Origin of the sequence: Ochrobactrum sp. RH2CCR150 (genome assembly GCA_014138095.1) — a bacterium.
Classification (GTDB): domain Bacteria; phylum Pseudomonadota; class Alphaproteobacteria; order Rhizobiales; family Rhizobiaceae; genus Brucella; species Brucella gambitense.
The window spans coordinates 320,172-338,276 of the sequence record JACGXE010000005.1; the positions used below are offsets into that span (position 1 = coordinate 320,172).

The following is an 18,105-nucleotide window of genomic DNA, read 5'->3' on the forward strand; positions in this document are numbered from 1 at the left end:
CAATCGCGATGCAAGTGGCGAGATTGCTGGCACATGTTTACGATAGCCACATTCAATGTCGAGAATCTGATGCGCCGGTTCGATTTTTCCGGCTTCCGCAATGAATTGCATCAGGACCGCAGCCTGCAATTGTTCGAAATCGGTGATGAGGCGCAATACCGTCTGCTGGAGCAGGCGCGTGCTGTCGCTCATGCTGACGATACAAGGCAGATGACGGCGCTGGCAATCGCTGAAACCCGCGCTGACATCTTGTGTTTGCAGGAAGTCGATAATCTGGCCGCGCTCAATGCCTTCGAATATGGCTATCTTTTCAAGATGATCGGCCATGGCTACAGGCACAAATATCTGATCGACGGCAATGACAGCCGGGGCATCGACGTGGCCGTCATGATCCGGGATACGACCCGCGACGGCCAACCTATCGAGGTGGGCGAGGTCACCAGCCACGCGCATCTGACCTACACTGATTTCGGACTTTACGAGCCTGTTCTGGCAGAGCTTGGCATTGAGCCGCACGACCGCATTTTCAAGCGGGATTGCCTGAATGTGGATTTGCGCATTGCGGGCAAGCCGGTGTCGCTTTTTGTGACACATCTCAAATCCATGACTGGTGCGCGCAACGGCTTTGACGGTCGTACAGCATCCCTGCCAGTACGCCGCGCCGAGGCACGGGCAATCCGCCGGATCATCGAAGACAAGTTCGGACCGGCCAAGGCAGCCGATCGGCGCTGGCTGATCTGCGGCGATTTCAACGACTATCGCGAGCGTATCCTCATCGGTGGTGACGAATGGAACGGCTATGACTTCACGCCGGTTCAGGAAGAGGAAAGCGCGCTCGATGTGCTGCTCGGCGACGGCTTTGCCGTCAACTTCGTGGAGCGCCGCCCGGTCATGGATCGCTGGACGCTCTATCACACACGCGGACCACAGGAGCGACATCTTTGTCAGCTTGATTACATCCTGGCGTCACCATCCTTTGCTTTGAAGAATGAAAGTGCGGTGCCGCAGATCGTCCGTCGCGGCCAGCCCTGGCGCACGGTCTTTCCGCCCGATCAGCAGGTGGAGCGCTATCCGCGCACGGGTTGGGACCGGCCCAAGGCCAGCGATCATTGCCCGGTTGCCGTGACGTTGAATATTGTCTGAGAAGCAGGACCAAATTCTTATGGAACACGTGCGGGAAAATACAGTTCATGTCATCGACGACGTCGATGTACGCGTCGTTCCGGGGCCGCTTGAATATACGCAGCAGCACGAACAGACGATTGCGCTCAACTGGAAGCGTGAGCAGGCTGCAAAGCCCGCCTTGTTCGACGGCGAAATCTATCTGGCGCCGGAGGCGATACTGGCCGATAGTGTCTTGCAGGCGGGGTTCAAGCGCAGCAGTTTTGCAACGCTGATGCATTGGCGCAACGACCCGGAGCCTGTCCGTCCGTGGCACATTTTTGGCGTGGGTGTCATTGTTTCCAGCGAAGGCCATCTGATCGCGGCTCGCATGGGCCTACAGAACGCAGGCGGAGGTCGCATCTATTTCCCGGCGGGATCCATTGACGATAATGACATTGTCGAGGGGCGTGTGGATTATGTCGCCAATATGCGGCGTGAGGTGCATGAAGAAACCGGTCTCGATCTGGCCGACGCTGAAGGCGAGGCGCAGCTCAATCTGGTGACTGGCAATCGCAGCATCGCGCTGTTCCGCCGTTATCGGTTCGATGCGCCGTCGCGGGAGCTGGTTTCCGGGATCGAAAATTTCGTGTCTTCGCAGGTGGAACCAGAGCTGGCCGAGATCATTCCGATAACGGGAGCGGGCAAGATGGGCGATGCAACGCCGTCTTATGTTCGCGCTTTTGCCGATTGGCATTTCAGCCATTGAACAAATAAGCCAGACTTGCTGATGACAGAGCCGATAAATTGGCTATGCTCGCACTGAATTCGATAAATGTGATGCTTGAATATAATTGTTGAAGACACTGGTTCTGGTTTATTTCCGGAAAAGTGTCGAGGGGAGAATGAGGGATGAGTGAAGCCGCTGTTTCCGGCCGTTTTTATGAGGTTTTCGACGTTTTCGCCGAGAAAGCTCTGGCTGGAAATCCGTTGGCCGTCGTTCATGACTGCGAAGGGCTGAATGACGCCCGCATGCAGGCCATCGCCCGCGAGTTCAATCTGTCCGAGACGGTCTTCATCTTTCCGCCTGCCAATCCCGCCCATGAAGCCGCCGTGCGGATTTTTACCCCCGATTACGAACTGCCTTTCGCCGGTCATCCGACGGTGGGTGCGGCCGTTTCACTGGCGCGTCGCCGCAAGACAGGCGACGAGGCCGACCGGCTTGTCGCGCTGGAAGAAAAAGTTGGCATTGTACGCTGCGGCGTCATTCTGGGCGACAACAGCGCATTCGCTGAATTCGATCTGCCGCGCTTGCCGGAGAAGGTCGATGTGCGGGTTGAAAAAGAAGAAGCCGCCGCGGCCATCGGGCTTGGAACCCACGAGATCGGTTTTGAGAACCATGTGCCGGGGGTCTGGAGCGCGGGGACGCCTTATCTGCTCGTGCCGGTTAGCAATCTCATTGCCGCGGCCAAGGTGTCGATCGATCCGGTCTTTGTCACCGAGAGTCTGCCGCATGTCGATGGTCGCCCGCTGCCGATCTATGTCTATTGCCGCGAGACGATCCTCTTCAACAGCCATTATCATGCGCGCATGTTTGTGACCGGTGCGAATGTCTATGAAGATCCGGCGACGGGTTCGGCAGCCGCGGCCTTCGCCGGAATGATCCAGCAGAACGACAAGCCGGTGGATGGCAGCTCGCAATGTTGGGTTGAGCAGGGCATGGAAATGGGGCGTCCATCGCTCATCCGTCTTGAACTCGACGTCAATGGGCAGAAGCTCACGGGCGCGCGCATCGGCGGCACGGCGGTCAAGATTGCCGAGGGCCGACTGTTCATCTGACGCAATTTGCTTTCGCGCCATTGATCGCTGTCAAGGCAATCTTGCTGCCCTATGTATTAGGAGTATTGAGAGAGCTTTTTCAGGAGACGACGCGCCATGATGATCAAGGAAATGTCGGACTACGATCTTCGGGAGATGATTCAGAATTCGCATGTGGGGCGGCTGGCTTATATTCTGGACGACCGCCCTGTTATCGTGCCGATGAGTTTCCGGTTTAATGGCGGGTCGCTCTATTCCTTCACAACCGATGGACAAAAGACCGCAGCCATGCGCAAGAACGATGCTGTCTGCATCCTTTTTGATCACATCATATCGCGTACCGAATGGAAAACCGTCGTGCTGCACGGTCGGTATCGCGAGATCGCCCGGGAGGACGAAAAGGCGGCCATCGTCAACATCATGTCCGCAGAGCCGACATGGTGGGAACCGGCCTATACGAAGACCGTTACGAAGGACGGCGGTACGCGCAAGCTGGAACCTGTGTTCTTCCGGGTCGATGTCGAGAGCGCCAGCGGTCACCAGACAAGCTGACCGCCGCGATTTTCTATCAGATCGAGCCTATCGAACGACGAGCACCGGAACGGTGCTGCGCGTGACGACTTCATAGGTCTGGCTGCCAAGCAGCAGGCCTTTGAAACCGCGTCGTCCGTTTGAAGCCATGACGATGAGATCGCTGCCCAGTTCCGTCGCGGAATCGATGATGGCCGTCGCCGGGTGCTGGGCAATTACATGCAACGTGTGGATTTCTGCACCGTTTTCTGCTGCGAGTTCCTTGGCGCGTGCCAGTGCCGTCTCGGCGAAGTCTTTCCATTCCTGTTCGAAACGTTCGATGAAAGCAGGACTGTCGGTCCAGCCGCCCGGCAGGCCGGAAACGGAATAGGGCGCGGTGACCGTCACGACCGTGACCTTGGCCCCAACGGCTTTGGCCAGCTGAAATGCATGCACGAGACCGCGCTCTGCAAATTCCGATCCATCGGTCGTGGCGACTATATTCTTGTACATGAGCCCTCGCTTTTGAAAATTCTGCTTTAAGCTAGTGCCTAAAATGACCATATCCAAGCCTTGGCCGTATTGTTTGCGGATGGAAATGCAAAATCAAAAGCGGAATGCCCATGCCTCTCGACATATCGCCGTCCACGCCCTCTCATTGTGATACGTTTCAGGCAAGCTGGATCGCGACGGTTCTCAATCTCGACTGGCCGTCGCGCGCGTCAACGAAAATCGAGAATGATGAGGAACGTATCCGCCGGCAAAAGCAGGAACTGGTCAAGCTGTTCGACGAAGCGTCGGAACACGGAATCAATGCCGTGGTGTTTCAGGTGTCCCCAGCGGCGGATGCATTTTATGCGTCATCCTACCTGCCGTGGTCGTCCTATCTCACAGGGACACTCGGCAAGGATCCGGGATTTGACCCGTTGCAGTTTGCCATCGAGCAGGCGCACAAGCGCGGTATCGAACTTCATGCGTGGCTCAACCCCTATCGGGTTTCGATGGACGTCAAGGCATCGACGCGCAAGGAGTTGAAGAACTCATCCAGGGATTCGCCGTCGAGTGTCTACAAGACCCACCCGTCATGGGTGGGTGTGTCGGCGGATCGCTATGTTCTTGATCCCGGCATTCCAGCCGTGCGTCAGTGGGTAACGAATATTACCGCCGAGGTCGTGCAGAAATACAATGTCGACGGCATCCAGTTCGACGATTATTTCTATTACGAAACCGCGTCTTCGCCTCTCGATGACGACAAGACCTACGCCCGTTTCGGCACGCGCTTTGCCAGCAAGTATGACTGGCGGCGCTACAATACCTATACGCTGGTTCAGGAGATTTCCGACAAGATCAAGTCGATCAAGCCGAATGTGCGTTTCGGCATCAGCCCCGGCGGTGTTTGGCGTAACAAGGCTGATGATCCGTTGGGTTCGGCCACACGCGCGGGCAAGACGAACTACGACGGCGACTTTGCCGATACGAGACGCTGGGTCAAGGACGGCCTGATCGATTATATCGCGCCGCAGGTCTACTGGTCGTTCGACCGAAAGGCTGTGCCATACGACACGATTGTCAAATGGTGGGCGGATACGGTGCGCGGCACCAAGACTGACCTTTACATCGGCATGGCGCTTTATCGCGCTGGAACCGCAACCACATCAGAGCCGGGCTGGCAGGCAGGCGGCGGCTTAAGCGAGGTCAAGCGTCAGCTGGAACTCAACCAGTCATTGCCAGAAGTGAAGGGCAGCATCCTGTTTCGACAAGGGTTTCTGTCAGAACCGAAGCTCAAGAATGTGTCCAGTTATTTGAAGAAGAGCTGGGGCAAGTGCGTTCAGAAATGATGCATCTCTGCGGTCAACTTTGATCTTAATCAAAGTGCGGTTCGTGCAAAGTTGCTAATGCTCCAGCCGTTGCCGGTTTCCACCAGAATCGGCGACCCGGGATGCCCAGGCCCTAAAAGGCATCCCGGCATTCATCCATCTGTCGAGCGCATATCAGCGCGATCTTCCGTACCGCCGTCTTCGGCAGCCAGCGGGTGCTGTCGGCGTTGCCCCTCTATTTCACCAAATCGGCACCCGCGCTTCTCATTCGCTCTGAATTCAGCAGAAATTCCCAAAGAAGTTGCGAGTATTTCAGCACTTGTTGATTCAGGTCAAAGCAATAGAAAATCGGGGCCTGTATGCAGGACCGCGACGGCATTTACTTTATCACGCGTTAATTAGCATTTGCTGGTTGTCAACTTGCGCAGTTGTTCCATATCCTCAACCGAGTGGTTCTCCGGTTATTATCGAGCGGGGCGGTGGGAATGCGAACAGCCCGACAGGTGAGAACCATCTGCCAATGCTTTGAATTAATTCGAGAATAATGCCTGCGTTTTAGAGATTGCAAAGAGGGTGTTTCGCATGAGTTCCAACCGCAAGCAATGGATTGTGGCTGCAGTGGTGGTGGCGCTGGCCGTCGGTGGTTACTATGCCTGGAAAGCCATGAACGGCAGCGGATTGCCCGACGGAATTGCCTCGGGCAATGGCCGTATCGAAGCGACCGAAATCGATATTTCAACCAAGAGCCCCGGGCGAATCCGTGAAATACTTGCGAATGAAGGTTCTTTCGTCAAACAGGGCGAGATCCTTGCGCGTATGGATACTGACCAGCTTGAAAGCCAGCGTGCGCAGGCGGAGGCACAATTGCGCCGGGCGCAGATCGGCATCGAGACGGCGCAAGCCCTTGTCACGCAACGCGAAGCGGAATTCGCGGCCAATCAGGCGACGGTTGCCCAGCGCAATGCACAGCTGGATGCAGCTCAGCGGCGCTTGGCCCGTTCGCAGGCGCTGACCCAGTCTCGAACCGTCTCCGAACAGGTTCTCGATGATGATCGCGCCAGCGCGCAGGGTGCGCAGGCAGCGGTCGAGGCTGCGAAGGCGCAGCTTGCGGCCAGCGAGGCAGCCATCAGTGCGGCCAAGGCGCAGGTTGTCGATGCCGAGGCGTCGGTAGAAGCGGCCAAGGCGGCGATTGCCAGCATCGTCGCGGATATCAACGACGCCACCTTGGTTGCGCCAACCGCGGGGCGTGTGCAGTATCGCGTTGCCCAGCCCGGTGAAGTGCTTTCGGCAGGCGGTCGCGTGCTCAACCTCGTCGATCTGGGCGATGTCTATATGACGTTCTTCCTGCCGACCGCGCAGGCTGGCCGCGTCGCAATCGGTGCCGAGGCCCGCATTGTGCTGGATGCCGCACCGCAATACGTCATTCCGGCCACGATTTCCTTCGTCGCCGATGTTGCCCAGTTCACGCCGAAAACGGTTGAAACCGAAGAGGAACGTCAGAAGCTGATGTTCCGCGTCAAGGCAAAGATTCCGCCGGAGTTGCTTCAGAAATATATCCAGCAAGTGAAAACCGGGCTGCCAGGCATGGCCTATGTCAAGCTCGATTCCGCTGCTGAATGGCCGAAGAACCTCGCGGAAACCGTAAAATGAGTGAAGCTTCGGTCCAGTCTGAGGCGGGAGGCGACAGTTTTGTCGTTCGCGCGAAGGGCGTAAAATTGTCCTACGGCGCTACGCAGGCGCTGCGCGACGTCAATCTCGATATTCCCGCAGGGCGTATGATCGGCCTGATCGGTCCCGATGGCGTCGGCAAGTCGAGCTTGCTTTCGCTCGTTTCCGGTGCGCGCAGCATGCAGGAAGGACATATCGAGGTGCTGGGCGGCGATATTGCCGACCGGAAGCATCGCGAATCTGCCTATCCGCGCATCGCCTATATGCCGCAAGGACTAGGCAAGAATCTGTATCCGACGCTTTCGGTTTTCGAGAATATCGACTTTTTCGGACGGCTGTTCGGTCATGACCGGCAGGAGCGGGAACGGCGCATTGCCGATCTTCTTGCGCGCACGGGCATGTCGCCCTTTGCGGATCGCCCGGCAGGCAAGCTCTCCGGCGGCATGAAGCAGAAGACAAGCCTCTGCTGTTCTCTCATTCACGATCCGGACCTTCTGATCCTCGACGAACCGACCACCGGTGTTGATCCCTTGTCGCGTCGCCAGTTCTGGGAGCTGATCGACGATATCCGCAAGGACCGGCCGGGGATGAGTGTCATCGTTGCGACGGCCTATATGGAGGAAGCGGAGCGCTTCGACTGGCTTGTCGCGATGAATGACGGGCAGATATTGGCGACAGGTACGCCGAAGGAACTGCTGGAACGCACGGGCACCCCCAATCTGGATGCTGCCTTCATTGCCTTGCTGCCGGAGGAATTGCGGCAGGGGCACAAGGAAATCGTCATTCCGCCACGTGCGCCGGGTGCCGATGCGGAGATCGCCATTGAAGCCGAACATGTCACGGTTCGGTTCGGCAATTTCACGGCGGTTGATAATGTGAGCTTCCGCATTCCACGCGGGGAAATCTTCGGGTTTCTGGGTTCCAATGGCTGCGGCAAATCCACGACCATGAAGGTGCTGACCGGGCTTCTACCTGCCAGCGATGGCATTGCGCGGTTGTTCGGGCGCGAGGTCGATCCGAAGGATATCGATATCAGGCGTCGCGTCGGCTACATGTCGCAGGCCTTTTCGCTTTATTCAGAGTTGACCGTTCTTCAAAATCTGGAGCTTCACGCCAAGCTGTTCGGCATGGAGCCGGAACTGACGGCGCGACGTATCAAGGAACTTTCCGAGCGTTTCGATCTGGCCGGTGTGATGGATGAACTGCCGGATTCCATGCCGCTCGGTATCCGCCAACGCCTGTCTCTGGCGGTGGCGCTGATCCATTCGCCGGATATCCTCATTCTCGATGAGCCGACTTCCGGCGTGGATCCGGTGGCGCGTGATGCTTTCTGGGAAATTCTTGCCGATCTGTCACGCAACGACAATGTGACCATCTTCGTATCCACCCACTTCATGAACGAGGCGGAGCTGTGCGACCGCATTTCATTGATGCATGCGGGCAAGGTGCTGATCAGCGACACGCCAAAGGCGATCACGGCAAGCCGCAATTCGGCTACGCTTGAAGAAGCCTTTATCGCCTACCTGACTGAAGCCATCGGCGAGACGGCCCAACCGGCTGCACCCGTTGCAGAAGAGACGCCAGCGCCGGTTCAGGCCGCGACGGGCCACGCCAATCCTTCTTCAAGCTGGCTTCCCAATCCGCGCCGCATGCTCGCTTATACACGGCGCGAGGCGCTGGAGCTGAAACGCGACCCGATCCGCGCGACGCTTGCCATTCTGGGCACGGTGATTTTGATGTTCGTGATTGGTTACGGCATCAATCTCAACGTTGAAAACCTGACATTCGCCGTGCTTGACCGCGACGATACAACGGTCAGCCGCGACTACACACAGCAGATTGCCGGTTCGCGCTATTTTACCGAAATGCCGCCGATCACCGATTATGACGATCTCGACCGGCGGATGCGCAATGGTGAGATCAGTCTCGCCATTGAGATACCGCCGCGCTTTGGCGCAGATATTGCGCATGGGCGGCCTGTCGAGGTGGCGGCGTGGATTGACGGCGCCATGCCAACCCGCGCTGAAACGGTGCGCGGTTATGTGCAGGGCATGCATGCCAACTGGCTGACGCAAAAAGCGCGCGAGCTTTATGGCAATGCGGCGACGGTGGGCAATTTCAATCTGGAAATTCGCTATCGCTACAATCCCGACGTTCAGAGTCTGGTCGCGATGGTTCCAGCCGTCATTCCAATGCTGCTTTTGATGATCCCGGCCATGCTCGCGGTTTTGAGCGTGGTGCGCGAAAAGGAACTTGGCTCCATCATCAATTTCTATGTGACGCCGGTGACCAAGTTCGAGTTCCTGTTCGGCAAGCAATTGCCCTATATCGCGCTGGCGTTCCTGAATTTCCTGATGCTGACGGCCTTTGCGGTCTTCATCTTCCGGGTGCCGTTTACGGGCAGTTTTCTCACCTATGCAGCGGCGGCGCTGCTCTATGTCATCATCGCGACAGGTATGGGGCTGGTGCTTTCCACCTTCATGAGCAGCCAGATTGCCGCCATCTTCGGTACCGCCCTGCTGACGCTCATTCCCGCGGTGCAATATTCCGGCATCATCGATCCGGTTTCGTCATTGCAGGGTGCGGGCGCGTTTATCGGCAAGATTTATCCGACGACCTATTTCGTGACCATCTCGCGCGGGGTGTTCTCCAAGGCGCTGGATTTCGGCGATCTTGCCGGGTCGTTCATCCCGTTGCTGATCGCCATTCCGGTGCTGATGGTACTGGCCATTCTCCTTCTCAAGAAACAGGCGGGCTGAGATGCGGATAGCTAACATACTTCAGCTCGGCATCAAGGAACTGCGCGGTCTCGCCCGCGATCCGATGCTTCTGCTCCTGATCGTCTATGCGTTCACGCTGGCGGTCTATACATCCGCGCGAGCGCAGCCTGAAAACCTCAGCAATGCGGCCATCGCCATTGTCGATGAGGACCAGTCGCCGGTCTCCAGCCGTATCACTGCCGCTTTCTACCCGCCTTATTTCGTGCCGCCCAAGCTCATTTCGTCCTACGAGATGGACAGTCGCATGGATGAGGGGCTTGATACGTTTGCGCTGAACATTCCGCCGAATTTCCAGCGCGATCTGTTGGCTGGACGGTCGCCGACGATTCAGCTCAATGTGGATGCAACGCGCATGAGTCAGGCCTTTACGGGCGGCGGTTATGTCCAGTCTATCGTTTCCGGTGAGGTGAACGAGTTTCTAAACCGTTATCGTGGCACGGCGGATACGAAGGTCGATCTCAATTTGCGATCTCGCTTCAATCAGGATCTGAACAAGAGTTGGTTTGGCGCGATCAACAATGTCATTTCGTCGGTCACCATGCTGTCGATCATCCTGACCGGCGCGGCGCTCATCCGCGAGCGCGAACACGGAACCATCGAGCATCTGCTCGTCATGCCGGTGACGCCGGTTGAAATCATGGTCAGCAAGGTCTGGTCCATGGGGCTGGTCGTGCTGGTGGCTTCGGCTTTTGCGCTGGTCTTTGTGGTGCAAGGCCTGCTGGCCGTGCCGGTTTACGGGTCTGTCCTCCTGTTCCTTGCCGGTGCCGCATTGCAGCTTTTCGCAACGACAAGCCTCGGCATTTTCCTGGCGACGGTTGCAGGCTCCATGCCACAGTTCGGCATGTTGTTGATGCTGGTTCTGATGCCGTTGCAGGTGCTTTCAGGCGGCATGACCCCGCGGGAAAGCATGCCGGATATCATCCAGAACATAATGCTGGTAGCGCCCAATACGCATTTCGTCATCTTGGCGCAGGCAATCCTGTTCCGGGGGGCGGGGATCGGCGTGGTCTGGCCGCAGTTTCTGGCCCTGATCGTGATCGGCTCGGTGCTGTTTTACTTCGCCCTGCAACGTTTCCGGGCGTTCTTGAGATAGTCAAAGACGTTTGAAAACAACGCCCTGAATCGCTTCGTTGAGAATGCGATTCAGGGTGAAGCCTTTTTGGCGCATTGCTAATCCGCATCAGCCTTGCTAACGCTCAAAACAGGAAACGGTTTCGCTGTAAAAGGCGGATGAAAAGGGAACGCGGTGAGGCCATCTGGCCAATTCTGCGACTGCCCCCGCAACTGTAACCGGAGAGCAATCTTCCAAAATCGCCAAGGCGATTAAGCCACTGAATGCACGTGCACTCGGGAAGGCGGAAGAACAGCGGCGACCCGGAAGTCAGGAGACCTGCCGTATCCGGTCACCTAGTTTCGACGCGGGGCGTGTCGGGGCGCGGCTTTCCGTAGCGGTGACATTGAACAAATGTTGCCGCCGGAACGAGAAACGGGTTTTCCCTCATTTCTTCGACCTGCGGTCAGGCGGTGTTGCCTTGCAGGAGAAGATACAGGTGCATATTTCAAGATTATCGATTTTACTTGCTGCGGCTTTTGCGGCTGTAAATCCGCTCGACGCTTCGGCCCAAACTGTCAGCGCCACGGATGATGCCAGCGCAGGCGTGGTTCTCGACACGATCGTCGTCACTCCGCTTCGCCGCGCGACTTCGCTGCAACGATCCACATCGTCGGTCACGGTCATCGATGCGGCTGAAATCGAGCGCTCGGCAGCCCCCGACCTGCAATCTTTGCTGAAAACCTATAGCGGTGTTTCGATCAGGACGAATGGCGGGCAGGGCTCCAAATCGGACATTTATCTGCGCGGCATGTCGTCCACGCAAACGGTCGTGCTGGTCAACGGCGTGCGTTCCGCCTCGGCAACCGACGGAACAACAGCGCTGGCCAATATTCCGCTGACCTCCATCGAGCGTATCGAGATCGCCAAGGGCGGTCATTCGGCCCAATATGGCGCTGATGCGATGGGTGGTGTCATCAACATCATTACCAAGCAGGGTAGGGCCTGCGGCGAGCGCTCATGGTGCGGCAGCCTGACCACGGGCGTCACTCATCCCTGGGGCGGCTATGCATCCGGCTCGATACAGGGACAAAGCGCTGCTGGTGTCGATTATGCCTTTGGCGCGGCGATAACCGGCACGCAAGGCTATGATTTCACCAGCCCTGATGCGTTTGGGCACGAGCCGGATCGGGACGGCTTTCTGCAAGGCTCGTTCAATTTCTCGCTTGGAAAAGACTTCGACTGGGGCAGGCTCTATGCGGACGGACTTTTGAGCCGGGGCCGCAATCAGTATGACGCCACTGCTCCCTACGCGAATGAGGCTTACAGCACTGCGTTCACGGGAAAAGTCGGTACGCGGATCGATCACACGGATGACTGGTCTTCGACAATTGAATTGAGCAGCGGCATCGACAGCAGCCGCAATTTCCGTAAGGGCATGCCCGGTTCGGACCGCTATGAAACCAAGCGCTACGGCCTCTTCGCTTCCACCGAAAAGAGTTTCGAGACGGGTAAGGCAAAGCACGTTGTCACCGGCGGTGTCGAAGCCTATCGCGAGACCATCGATTCCACCGTCGAATATGATGAGACGGGACGCAATCTCGCGGCGGTGTTCGGCCAATATTCTCTGGAATATGAAGCACTGCGCGTGGATGGCGGCGTGCGTTACGACCACAACCAGCAGTTCGGCGATGTCACGACTTATAATATCGGCGCGAGCTATGAGATTATTCCCGATCTCGTCGTACGGTCCTCTTATGCGACCGGCTTTCGTGCGCCGACATTCAACGAGCTTTATTATCCGGGCTTCGCCAATCCCGACCTAGAGCCGGAAAAGTCGCGCTCCTATGAAGTGGGGCTGAACTGGCAGATCTCGGCGGCGACCAGCCTCGATCTTGCGCTCTATCGCAACGAATTGCGCGATGCGATCATGAGCACAGCGCCTTCCTATCTTCCCTATAATGTAGCGCGTGCGCAGATTACGGGCTTCGAGGCGACGCTGGGTCATCGCTTCAATGACCAGTGGGGTGTGAAGGGGGGGCTCGACTTCAAGCGCCCCATCGATGAAGAAAACGACACCGATCTTGCCTATCGCGAACGCTTCAAGGCGACCGCCGAGGTGAACTATACGCCGTTTGAGGGGCTCGACCTGACGGGCCGTGTCTTTTATGGCGGCTCGCGCTATGCCGATGCGGCAAATACGCAGAAGCTCGGCAGCTATGTGACCGCCGATTTCATAGCGCTCTATGCCATCGACAAGCAGTCCAAGCTCAAGTTTTCGGTCGAAAACATCTTTGACAAGGACTACCAGACGACCTCCGGCTATATTGCGCCGGGCCGTACCTTCAATATCGGCCTGACGCGTAATTTCTGAGGTTTTTCGGCAGATGATGAGAGCGATGATCCTTGGCAGAAACTGGCTTCTGGCGCTCACCGCCACGGTTTCGGTCGCTCTTTCATCTGCCGAGGCTGCACCACCGCAGCGCGTGGTGTCGATCAATGTTTGCACCGATCAGTTGGCGATGCTTCTGGCCGCTCCGGGCCAATTGCAGTCGGTTTCTCATCTGTCGCGTGATCCGCAGCTTTCCGTGCTGGCCGCGCAGGCGGCGAAACTGCCGATCAATCATGCGCAGGCGGAAGAGATTTTCCTCATGAAACCGGATCTGGTGCTGGCGGGCACGTTTTCATCGCAGGTGACAGTCGATCTCCTGCGCAGGCTTGGCCTGCGCGTGGAACAGTTCGCGCCCGCCCGCTCTTTTGATGATATCGAAGCACATCTGCAGCGCATGGGCACATTGCTGGGGCGCGAAGAGCAGGCGGAAGCACAAGTCGCTTCCATGCGGGCAAGGCTTGCGGCGATAGAAAAGCCGCAACATCGCAAGACTGTCGCGCTTTATTTCGCCAATAGTTACACATCCGGACGCGGCACGTTGATTGATGAGGCGGTCAAGCTTGCCGGGCTGGACAATATCGCCGACCGGGCTGGCATCAACGGTCCTGCGGCGCTGCCTCTGGAAATGCTGGTGATGGAAAAGCCGGATATGCTGATCCTCAGTGCGAACGAGCGAACACCGGCGCTCGCTTTCCAGAATTTCCAACACCCGGCCCTGCGCGCAATAGAACGCGAGGCAAAAGCAATGACGCTTCCCGATAATCTGACCGTTTGCGGCGGGCCATTCAGCGTTGAAGCGGTGGCAAAACTTGGCGAGGCCGCGCGTGACTGAAAACGTTCGTTTCGTGCTTTTGCTTGTCGGCCTTGCCTTGCTCGTTGCGGTTCTCTTCGCGTGGTCGCTGCTGATCGGGCCAGCCAATATCGGCGTGAGCGACAGTCTTCGGGCGCTGTTCAGCGGCGAGGGCGATGCCATCGTGCTGGTCATGCGCGAGATCCGTCTGCCGCGCGCCTTGCTGGCACTGCTGATTGGTACGTCGCTGGGCCTGTCAGGGGCGGCACTTCAGGGCTATCTGCGAAACCCGCTGGCAGAGCCGGGATTGCTCGGCGTCAGCGCGTCGGCTTCGTTTGGCGCAGTCGTCGCCATTTATACGGGGTTGTCTTTGCTGTTTCCTTTGGCTTTGCCGTTGCTTGCGCTGGCCGGTGCATTCGCGTCAGTGTTTCTCGTCAAGGTTCTGGCCGGGCGCAATGCCGGAACGCTGGCTGTCATTCTGGCCGGTGTCGCAGTGACCAGCCTTGCCGGAGCGCTGACCGCTCTGGCGCTGAACTTGTCGCCTAATCCCTTCGCAGCCATGGAAATCGTGTTCTGGATGCTAGGCTCGCTGGCGGACCGGTCGATGACCCATGTGATGCTCGTGGTTCCGTTCATTCTCGTTGGCTGGATTATGCTGCTGTCGCTTGGGCGCTCGCTCGATAGCCTGACGCTCGGAGCGGACGCCGCGGCAAGCATGGGCGTCAGTCTGGCGCGTGTGCAGCTTTTGGCCGTTCTCGGCACGGCACTTTGTGTCGGCGCTTCGACGGCGGTGGCAGGGTCTATCGGGTTCGTTGGCCTTGTCGTGCCGCATCTGCTGCGACCGCTGGTTGGCGCGAGACCGTCGCGGCTGCTAGTCGCAAGTAGCTTGGGCGGTGCTGCTTTGCTGCTTGCTGCCGATGTGTTGGTGCGGGTCGCCATGCCGGGGCGGGAACTGAAGCTTGGTGTCGTGACGGCTTTGATCGGCGCACCATTCTTCCTGTGGCTGGTGTTCAAATATCGCAGGCAACTCGTATGACGGCGCTCACGGTTCAAAATATCAGCGTGTCGCTGGGCGGGAAAACCGTTCTGGATCAGGTCGACTTCGATGCGGGGGCGGGCGAGTTCATCGGTCTCATCGGTCCGAATGGCGCGGGCAAAACCACACTTTTGAAAGCAATGCTCGGTCTTGTCCGGGCGGATGGCGCAGTTTTGCTGGATGGTCAGGCGATAGGTAATCTCAATGCGCGCGACAAAGCCCGCGCGGTTGCCTATCTGCCGCAGGAGCGCGATGTCGCCTGGCCTGTTTCCGCCCATATGCTGGTTTCATTGGGACGTTCTGCGCTGAAACCAAGCTTTGCTTCACTGGACGCTGGCGATGAGGCGCTGATCCGCTCGGCAATGCAACGCATGGATGTTGAAGCTTTCGGCGAGCGTCCAGCCAATGCGCTTTCCGGCGGTGAGCTGGCGCGAGTGCTGATAGCACGTGTTCTGGCGCAGGATACGCCGCTCATTCTTGCCGATGAGCCTGTGGCCGGGCTCGACCCGTCGCATCAACTGGCCTTAATGGAAAATTTTGCAGCCCTTGCGCAAGAAGGTCAGACGGTGATTGCGTCTCTGCATGAGCTGAGCCTCGCGGCACAATATTGCACGCGGCTGATTATTCTCGATAACGGGCGTCTTGCGGCGGATGGCCCGCCGCAGGATGTGCTGACGTCAGAGCGGCTACGACAGATTTATGGCATTGAAGCACATATCCTGCATCTCGACGGCCAGTTCATCGTGCAGCCGAAATCCCGCGCTTAAACATTGCGCCACTGCCTTTCGCGCGCTGAGGCGTAGATCGTTTCCAGCGTCTTTTGCACCTCATAGCCTTCGCGGAAATCGGCATGGCCGGTTTTATGGCCCGCAATGGCCAGCAGGAAGTCACGCACTTCAATGGTCTTGAGATCGTTGAAGCCGATCTGGTGTCCCGCCGCTACGCAGAACGAACGATAGGGTTCGTGGTCAGGACCGGCAAAAATCTTGCGGAAGCCCTGCTGTCCCTTTTTGTCGGCATAGAGAAACAGGTCCAGCTCGTTGAAATGCTCCTGCGAGAAGAAGATCGCGCCCATGGAGCCGGAGATTTCAAAGTCGTGCTGCATTTTGCGCCCGCTGGCGATCCAGCTCGCTTCCAGCGTCCCGGTTGCTCCATTGGCAAAGCTGACCATGGCGTGGCAGACATCATCCACTTCAACTGGCTTGTTCTGTGAAGGATTGGCACTATCCGGGCGCTCGCGGATGGCGGTGACGGTTTTGCCCATGACTTCGGCAATCGGCCCGACCAGATAGCGCGCAGCGGCGATGATGTGGCTGCCAATATCGGCAAGAGCGCCGCCACCGCCTGCCGGGTCCAGCCGCCAAGTCCAGGGAATGCGCGCATCGGCCATGAAATCTTCCGCGTGGATGCCGCGAAAGTTTCGGACCTCTCCAATTTCACCGCTGTCTATAATGTCTTTCGCCAGTCGGATCATCGGGTTCTTGAGATAATTGAATCCAACGGCTGTCTGGATGCCCTTTTTTTCTGCTGCCAGCGTCATTTCCAGACAGTCGGCTGCGCTGGGGGCGAGAGGCTTTTCGCAATAGACATGCTTGCCCGCATCGATCGCTGCCAGAGCCATTTCCTTGTGAAAGCGATTGGGTGTGGTGATATCGATGAGATTGATTGCCGGATCGGCTATCAGGTCGCGCCAGTTTCCGGTCGCGCGGGTAAAGCCCAGCTGTTTTGCCGCTTTCTGCGCCGTTGTTTCATCAATGTCGGCCAGCGTGTGCAACTCGACCTGCACGGGCAGATCGAAGATGCGATTGACGTTGGCCAGCGCCAGCGCATGGGTCTTGCCCATAAAGCCGGACCCGATCAGACCTGTAACGACTGCCATGCCTTCCTCCCAAGCGCTGACACCATACATGCTGGCAAAGCTGCGCCCGCAAAACACATAATCCAGCCGGAAAATATGCCGTTCGGGGAGAGCTTATGCGATTGACATGAGCTAGCAGAAATGGAATTATAATTCCACGAGAATTTTCTAATGATTGTTTCATTCTATTGAATAGCTGAAGTTGGTGTATGTTGCGGGTCATGGCTTGGAGGAAGTCACCGTAACGCTACCGGTAAGGCTGAAGATCGAGAAAACCGGCGGGGAGCGTCGGGCAATGGGAGGAGTGAACATGAAATCTCTTTTGAAATCGGCAGTCGCTGGCGTAGCCCTCATGGCTGCATCATTCGCTGCGCATGCGGCTGACATCAATATTGTTGTCGTCAGTCATGGTCAGGCATCGGACCCGTTCTGGTCCGTTGTGAAGAATGGTGTGGCAGAAGCTGCCAAGGATACAGGCGCAAAGGTTGACTATCGTGCGCCGGAAACCTTCGACATGGTGCAGATGGCGCAGCTTATCGATGCGGCCATCAACCAGAAGCCGCAGGGCATTGTCGTATCGATCCCGGATGCTGATGCGCTCGGACCGTCGATCCAGCGTGCTGTCGCGGCGGGTATTCCGGTCATTTCTATGAACTCCGGCTCCGACGCTTCCAAGAAGCTCGGCGCGCTGCTGCATGTCGGTCAGGATGAGGCGGATGCCGGTAAAGCTGCCGGTGAAGCCTTGAAAAAGGCTGGCGGCAAGAAGGGCATCTGCGTCAATCAGGAAGTGGGCAATGTCTCGCTTGATCAGCGTTGCGCCGGTTTCAAGGAAGGCTTCGGTGACGTGACCGTTCTGCCGACCTCGACCGATCCGGCTGAAAACGAAGCCAAGGTGCGTGCAGCGCTCGCTTCGGATACGACGATTGATACGATCCTGACGCTCAATGCCACGCTTGCCGGTGAACCGGCGGTGAAGGCGGCTGCTGAAAGCGGTCGCAGCGGCATCCATGTCGCAACCTTCGATATGTCTCCGGGTTTCCTTGAGGCAGTCGAGAACGGCAAGGCAGTCTTCGCCATCGACCAGCAGCAGTTCCTGCAGGGCTATCTGCCGGTCTCGTTCCTTGCCCTCAATGCCAAATACGGCCTGATGCCCGGCGGCAATGTGCCTTCCGGTCCGAACCTGATTACCAAGGACAAGGCCAAGCAGGTTGTGGAGTTGTCCGCCAAGGGCATCAGGTAAAACTACTTTCAGAACTGACATTTGACCCGCCCATTGCGATGGGC

Annotated in this window: 15 protein-coding genes and 1 riboswitch; of the genes, 13 read left to right on the top strand and 2 right to left on the bottom strand. The window is 57.6% G+C overall.

The features are described from left to right. Positions 1–33 precede the first annotated feature (33 nt). From FHW03_RS13510 to FHW03_RS13525, 4 genes are all read left to right on the top strand, one after another. On the top strand, positions 34–1,143 hold the full coding sequence (locus FHW03_RS13510) for an endonuclease/exonuclease/phosphatase family protein (RefSeq protein WP_182521089.1): 1,110 nt from the start codon (positions 34–36) through the stop codon (positions 1,141–1,143). 19 nt (positions 1,144–1,162) lie between these two features. Further along, positions 1,163–1,870 (top strand): NUDIX hydrolase, encoded by a 708-nt coding sequence (locus FHW03_RS13515; protein ID WP_182521090.1) that lies wholly within the window; start codon positions 1,163–1,165, stop codon positions 1,868–1,870. 143 nt (positions 1,871–2,013) lie between these two features. Further along, entirely contained in the window at positions 2,014–2,940 is a 927-nt protein-coding gene (locus FHW03_RS13520; RefSeq protein WP_182521091.1) for a PhzF family phenazine biosynthesis protein, read from the top strand. A gap of 96 nt (positions 2,941–3,036) precedes the next feature. Then, a complete protein-coding gene (locus FHW03_RS13525; RefSeq protein WP_182521092.1) occupies positions 3,037–3,471 on the top strand; it encodes a pyridoxamine 5'-phosphate oxidase family protein in 435 nt (144 codons plus the stop codon). Between the two features lie 27 nt (positions 3,472–3,498). Here FHW03_RS13525 and FHW03_RS13530 read toward each other — a convergent pair whose 3' ends face one another. Continuing rightward, a complete protein-coding gene (locus tag FHW03_RS13530; RefSeq protein ID WP_182521093.1) occupies positions 3,499–3,942 on the bottom strand; it encodes a universal stress protein in 444 nt (147 codons plus the stop codon). Positions 3,943–4,052: 110 nt separating this feature from the next. Between FHW03_RS13530 and FHW03_RS13535 the strand changes: the two genes are divergently transcribed. The 8 genes from FHW03_RS13535 to FHW03_RS13570 all read left to right on the top strand — a co-directional run bounded on the left by FHW03_RS13535 (position 4,053) and on the right by FHW03_RS13570 (position 15,730). After that, positions 4,053–5,267, top strand: a complete 1,215-nt coding sequence (locus FHW03_RS13535) for a glycoside hydrolase family 10 protein (RefSeq protein WP_377514790.1) — start codon at positions 4,053–4,055, stop codon at positions 5,265–5,267. Positions 5,268–5,828: 561 nt separating this feature from the next. Continuing rightward, the gene (locus FHW03_RS13540) at positions 5,829–6,896 is read left to right on the top strand and encodes an HlyD family secretion protein (protein ID WP_182521095.1); all 1,068 of its coding nucleotides are present in this window, start codon (positions 5,829–5,831) and stop codon (positions 6,894–6,896) included. Next, positions 6,863–9,673 (top strand): ribosome-associated ATPase/putative transporter RbbA, encoded by a 2,811-nt coding sequence (gene rbbA, locus FHW03_RS13545; RefSeq protein WP_377514792.1) that lies wholly within the window; start codon positions 6,863–6,865, stop codon positions 9,671–9,673. The genes FHW03_RS13540 and rbbA overlap by 34 nt, the downstream gene beginning before the upstream one ends. Before the next feature lies 1 nt (position 9,674). Continuing rightward, positions 9,675–10,787: an ABC transporter permease gene (locus FHW03_RS13550; RefSeq protein ID WP_182521097.1), complete on the top strand. Its 1,113-nt coding sequence runs from the start codon at positions 9,675–9,677 to the stop codon at positions 10,785–10,787. A gap of 99 nt (positions 10,788–10,886) precedes the next feature. Then, positions 10,887–11,107: riboswitch (cobalamin riboswitch) on the top strand. A gap of 137 nt (positions 11,108–11,244) precedes the next feature. After that, positions 11,245–13,119, top strand: a complete 1,875-nt coding sequence (locus FHW03_RS13555; RefSeq protein ID WP_182521098.1) for a TonB-dependent receptor domain-containing protein — start codon at positions 11,245–11,247, stop codon at positions 13,117–13,119. 25 nt (positions 13,120–13,144) lie between these two features. Then, the gene (locus FHW03_RS13560) at positions 13,145–13,969 is read left to right on the top strand and encodes an ABC transporter substrate-binding protein (protein ID WP_377514795.1); all 825 of its coding nucleotides are present in this window, start codon (positions 13,145–13,147) and stop codon (positions 13,967–13,969) included. Beyond that, positions 13,962–14,963: an iron ABC transporter permease gene (locus FHW03_RS13565; protein WP_182521100.1), complete on the top strand. Its 1,002-nt coding sequence runs from the start codon at positions 13,962–13,964 to the stop codon at positions 14,961–14,963. Before FHW03_RS13560 ends, FHW03_RS13565 begins: the two co-directional genes overlap by 8 nt. After that, entirely contained in the window at positions 14,960–15,730 is a 771-nt protein-coding gene (locus FHW03_RS13570) for an ABC transporter ATP-binding protein (RefSeq protein ID WP_182521101.1), read from the top strand. The genes FHW03_RS13565 and FHW03_RS13570 overlap by 4 nt, the downstream gene beginning before the upstream one ends. On the opposite strand, the gene FHW03_RS13575 is transcribed toward FHW03_RS13570, so the two are convergent. Continuing rightward, complete coding sequence (locus FHW03_RS13575; protein ID WP_182521102.1) at positions 15,727–16,842, bottom strand: Gfo/Idh/MocA family protein; 1,116 nt, start codon at positions 16,840–16,842, stop codon at positions 15,727–15,729. The two genes, FHW03_RS13570 and FHW03_RS13575, sit on opposite strands and share 4 nt — an antisense overlap. Positions 16,843–17,131: 289 nt before the next feature. Between FHW03_RS13575 and FHW03_RS13580 the strand changes: the two genes are divergently transcribed. Then, on the top strand, positions 17,132–18,061 hold the full coding sequence (locus FHW03_RS13580; RefSeq protein ID WP_182521103.1) for a sugar ABC transporter substrate-binding protein: 930 nt from the start codon (positions 17,132–17,134) through the stop codon (positions 18,059–18,061). Positions 18,062–18,105 lie beyond the last annotated feature (44 nt).

What these genes read in the sequence shown, in the direction of transcription:
- FHW03_RS13515 (WP_182521090.1), top strand. Translation starts at nt 1,163, where the DNA reads ATGGAACACGTGCGGGAAAATACAGTTCATGTCATCGACGACGTCGAT.
- FHW03_RS13570 (WP_182521101.1), top strand. Translation starts at nt 14,960, where the DNA reads ATGACGGCGCTCACGGTTCAAAATATCAGCGTGTCGCTGGGCGGGAAA.
- FHW03_RS13535 (WP_377514790.1), top strand. Translation starts at nt 4,053, where the DNA reads ATGCCTCTCGACATATCGCCGTCCACGCCCTCTCATTGTGATACGTTT.
- FHW03_RS13520 (WP_182521091.1), top strand. Translation starts at nt 2,014, where the DNA reads ATGAGTGAAGCCGCTGTTTCCGGCCGTTTTTATGAGGTTTTCGACGTT.
- FHW03_RS13540 (WP_182521095.1), top strand. Translation starts at nt 5,829, where the DNA reads ATGAGTTCCAACCGCAAGCAATGGATTGTGGCTGCAGTGGTGGTGGCG.
- rbbA (WP_377514792.1), top strand. Translation starts at nt 6,863, where the DNA reads ATGGCCGAAGAACCTCGCGGAAACCGTAAAATGAGTGAAGCTTCGGTC.
- FHW03_RS13530 (WP_182521093.1), bottom strand. Translation starts at nt 3,942, where the DNA reads ATGTACAAGAATATAGTCGCCACGACCGATGGATCGGAATTTGCAGAG.
- FHW03_RS13560 (WP_377514795.1), top strand. Translation starts at nt 13,145, where the DNA reads ATGATCCTTGGCAGAAACTGGCTTCTGGCGCTCACCGCCACGGTTTCG.
- FHW03_RS13510 (WP_182521089.1), top strand. Translation starts at nt 34, where the DNA reads ATGTTTACGATAGCCACATTCAATGTCGAGAATCTGATGCGCCGGTTC.
- FHW03_RS13550 (WP_182521097.1), top strand. Translation starts at nt 9,675, where the DNA reads ATGCGGATAGCTAACATACTTCAGCTCGGCATCAAGGAACTGCGCGGT.
- FHW03_RS13525 (WP_182521092.1), top strand. Translation starts at nt 3,037, where the DNA reads ATGATGATCAAGGAAATGTCGGACTACGATCTTCGGGAGATGATTCAG.
- FHW03_RS13580 (WP_182521103.1), top strand. Translation starts at nt 17,132, where the DNA reads ATGAAATCTCTTTTGAAATCGGCAGTCGCTGGCGTAGCCCTCATGGCT.
- FHW03_RS13575 (WP_182521102.1), bottom strand. Translation starts at nt 16,842, where the DNA reads ATGGCAGTCGTTACAGGTCTGATCGGGTCCGGCTTTATGGGCAAGACC.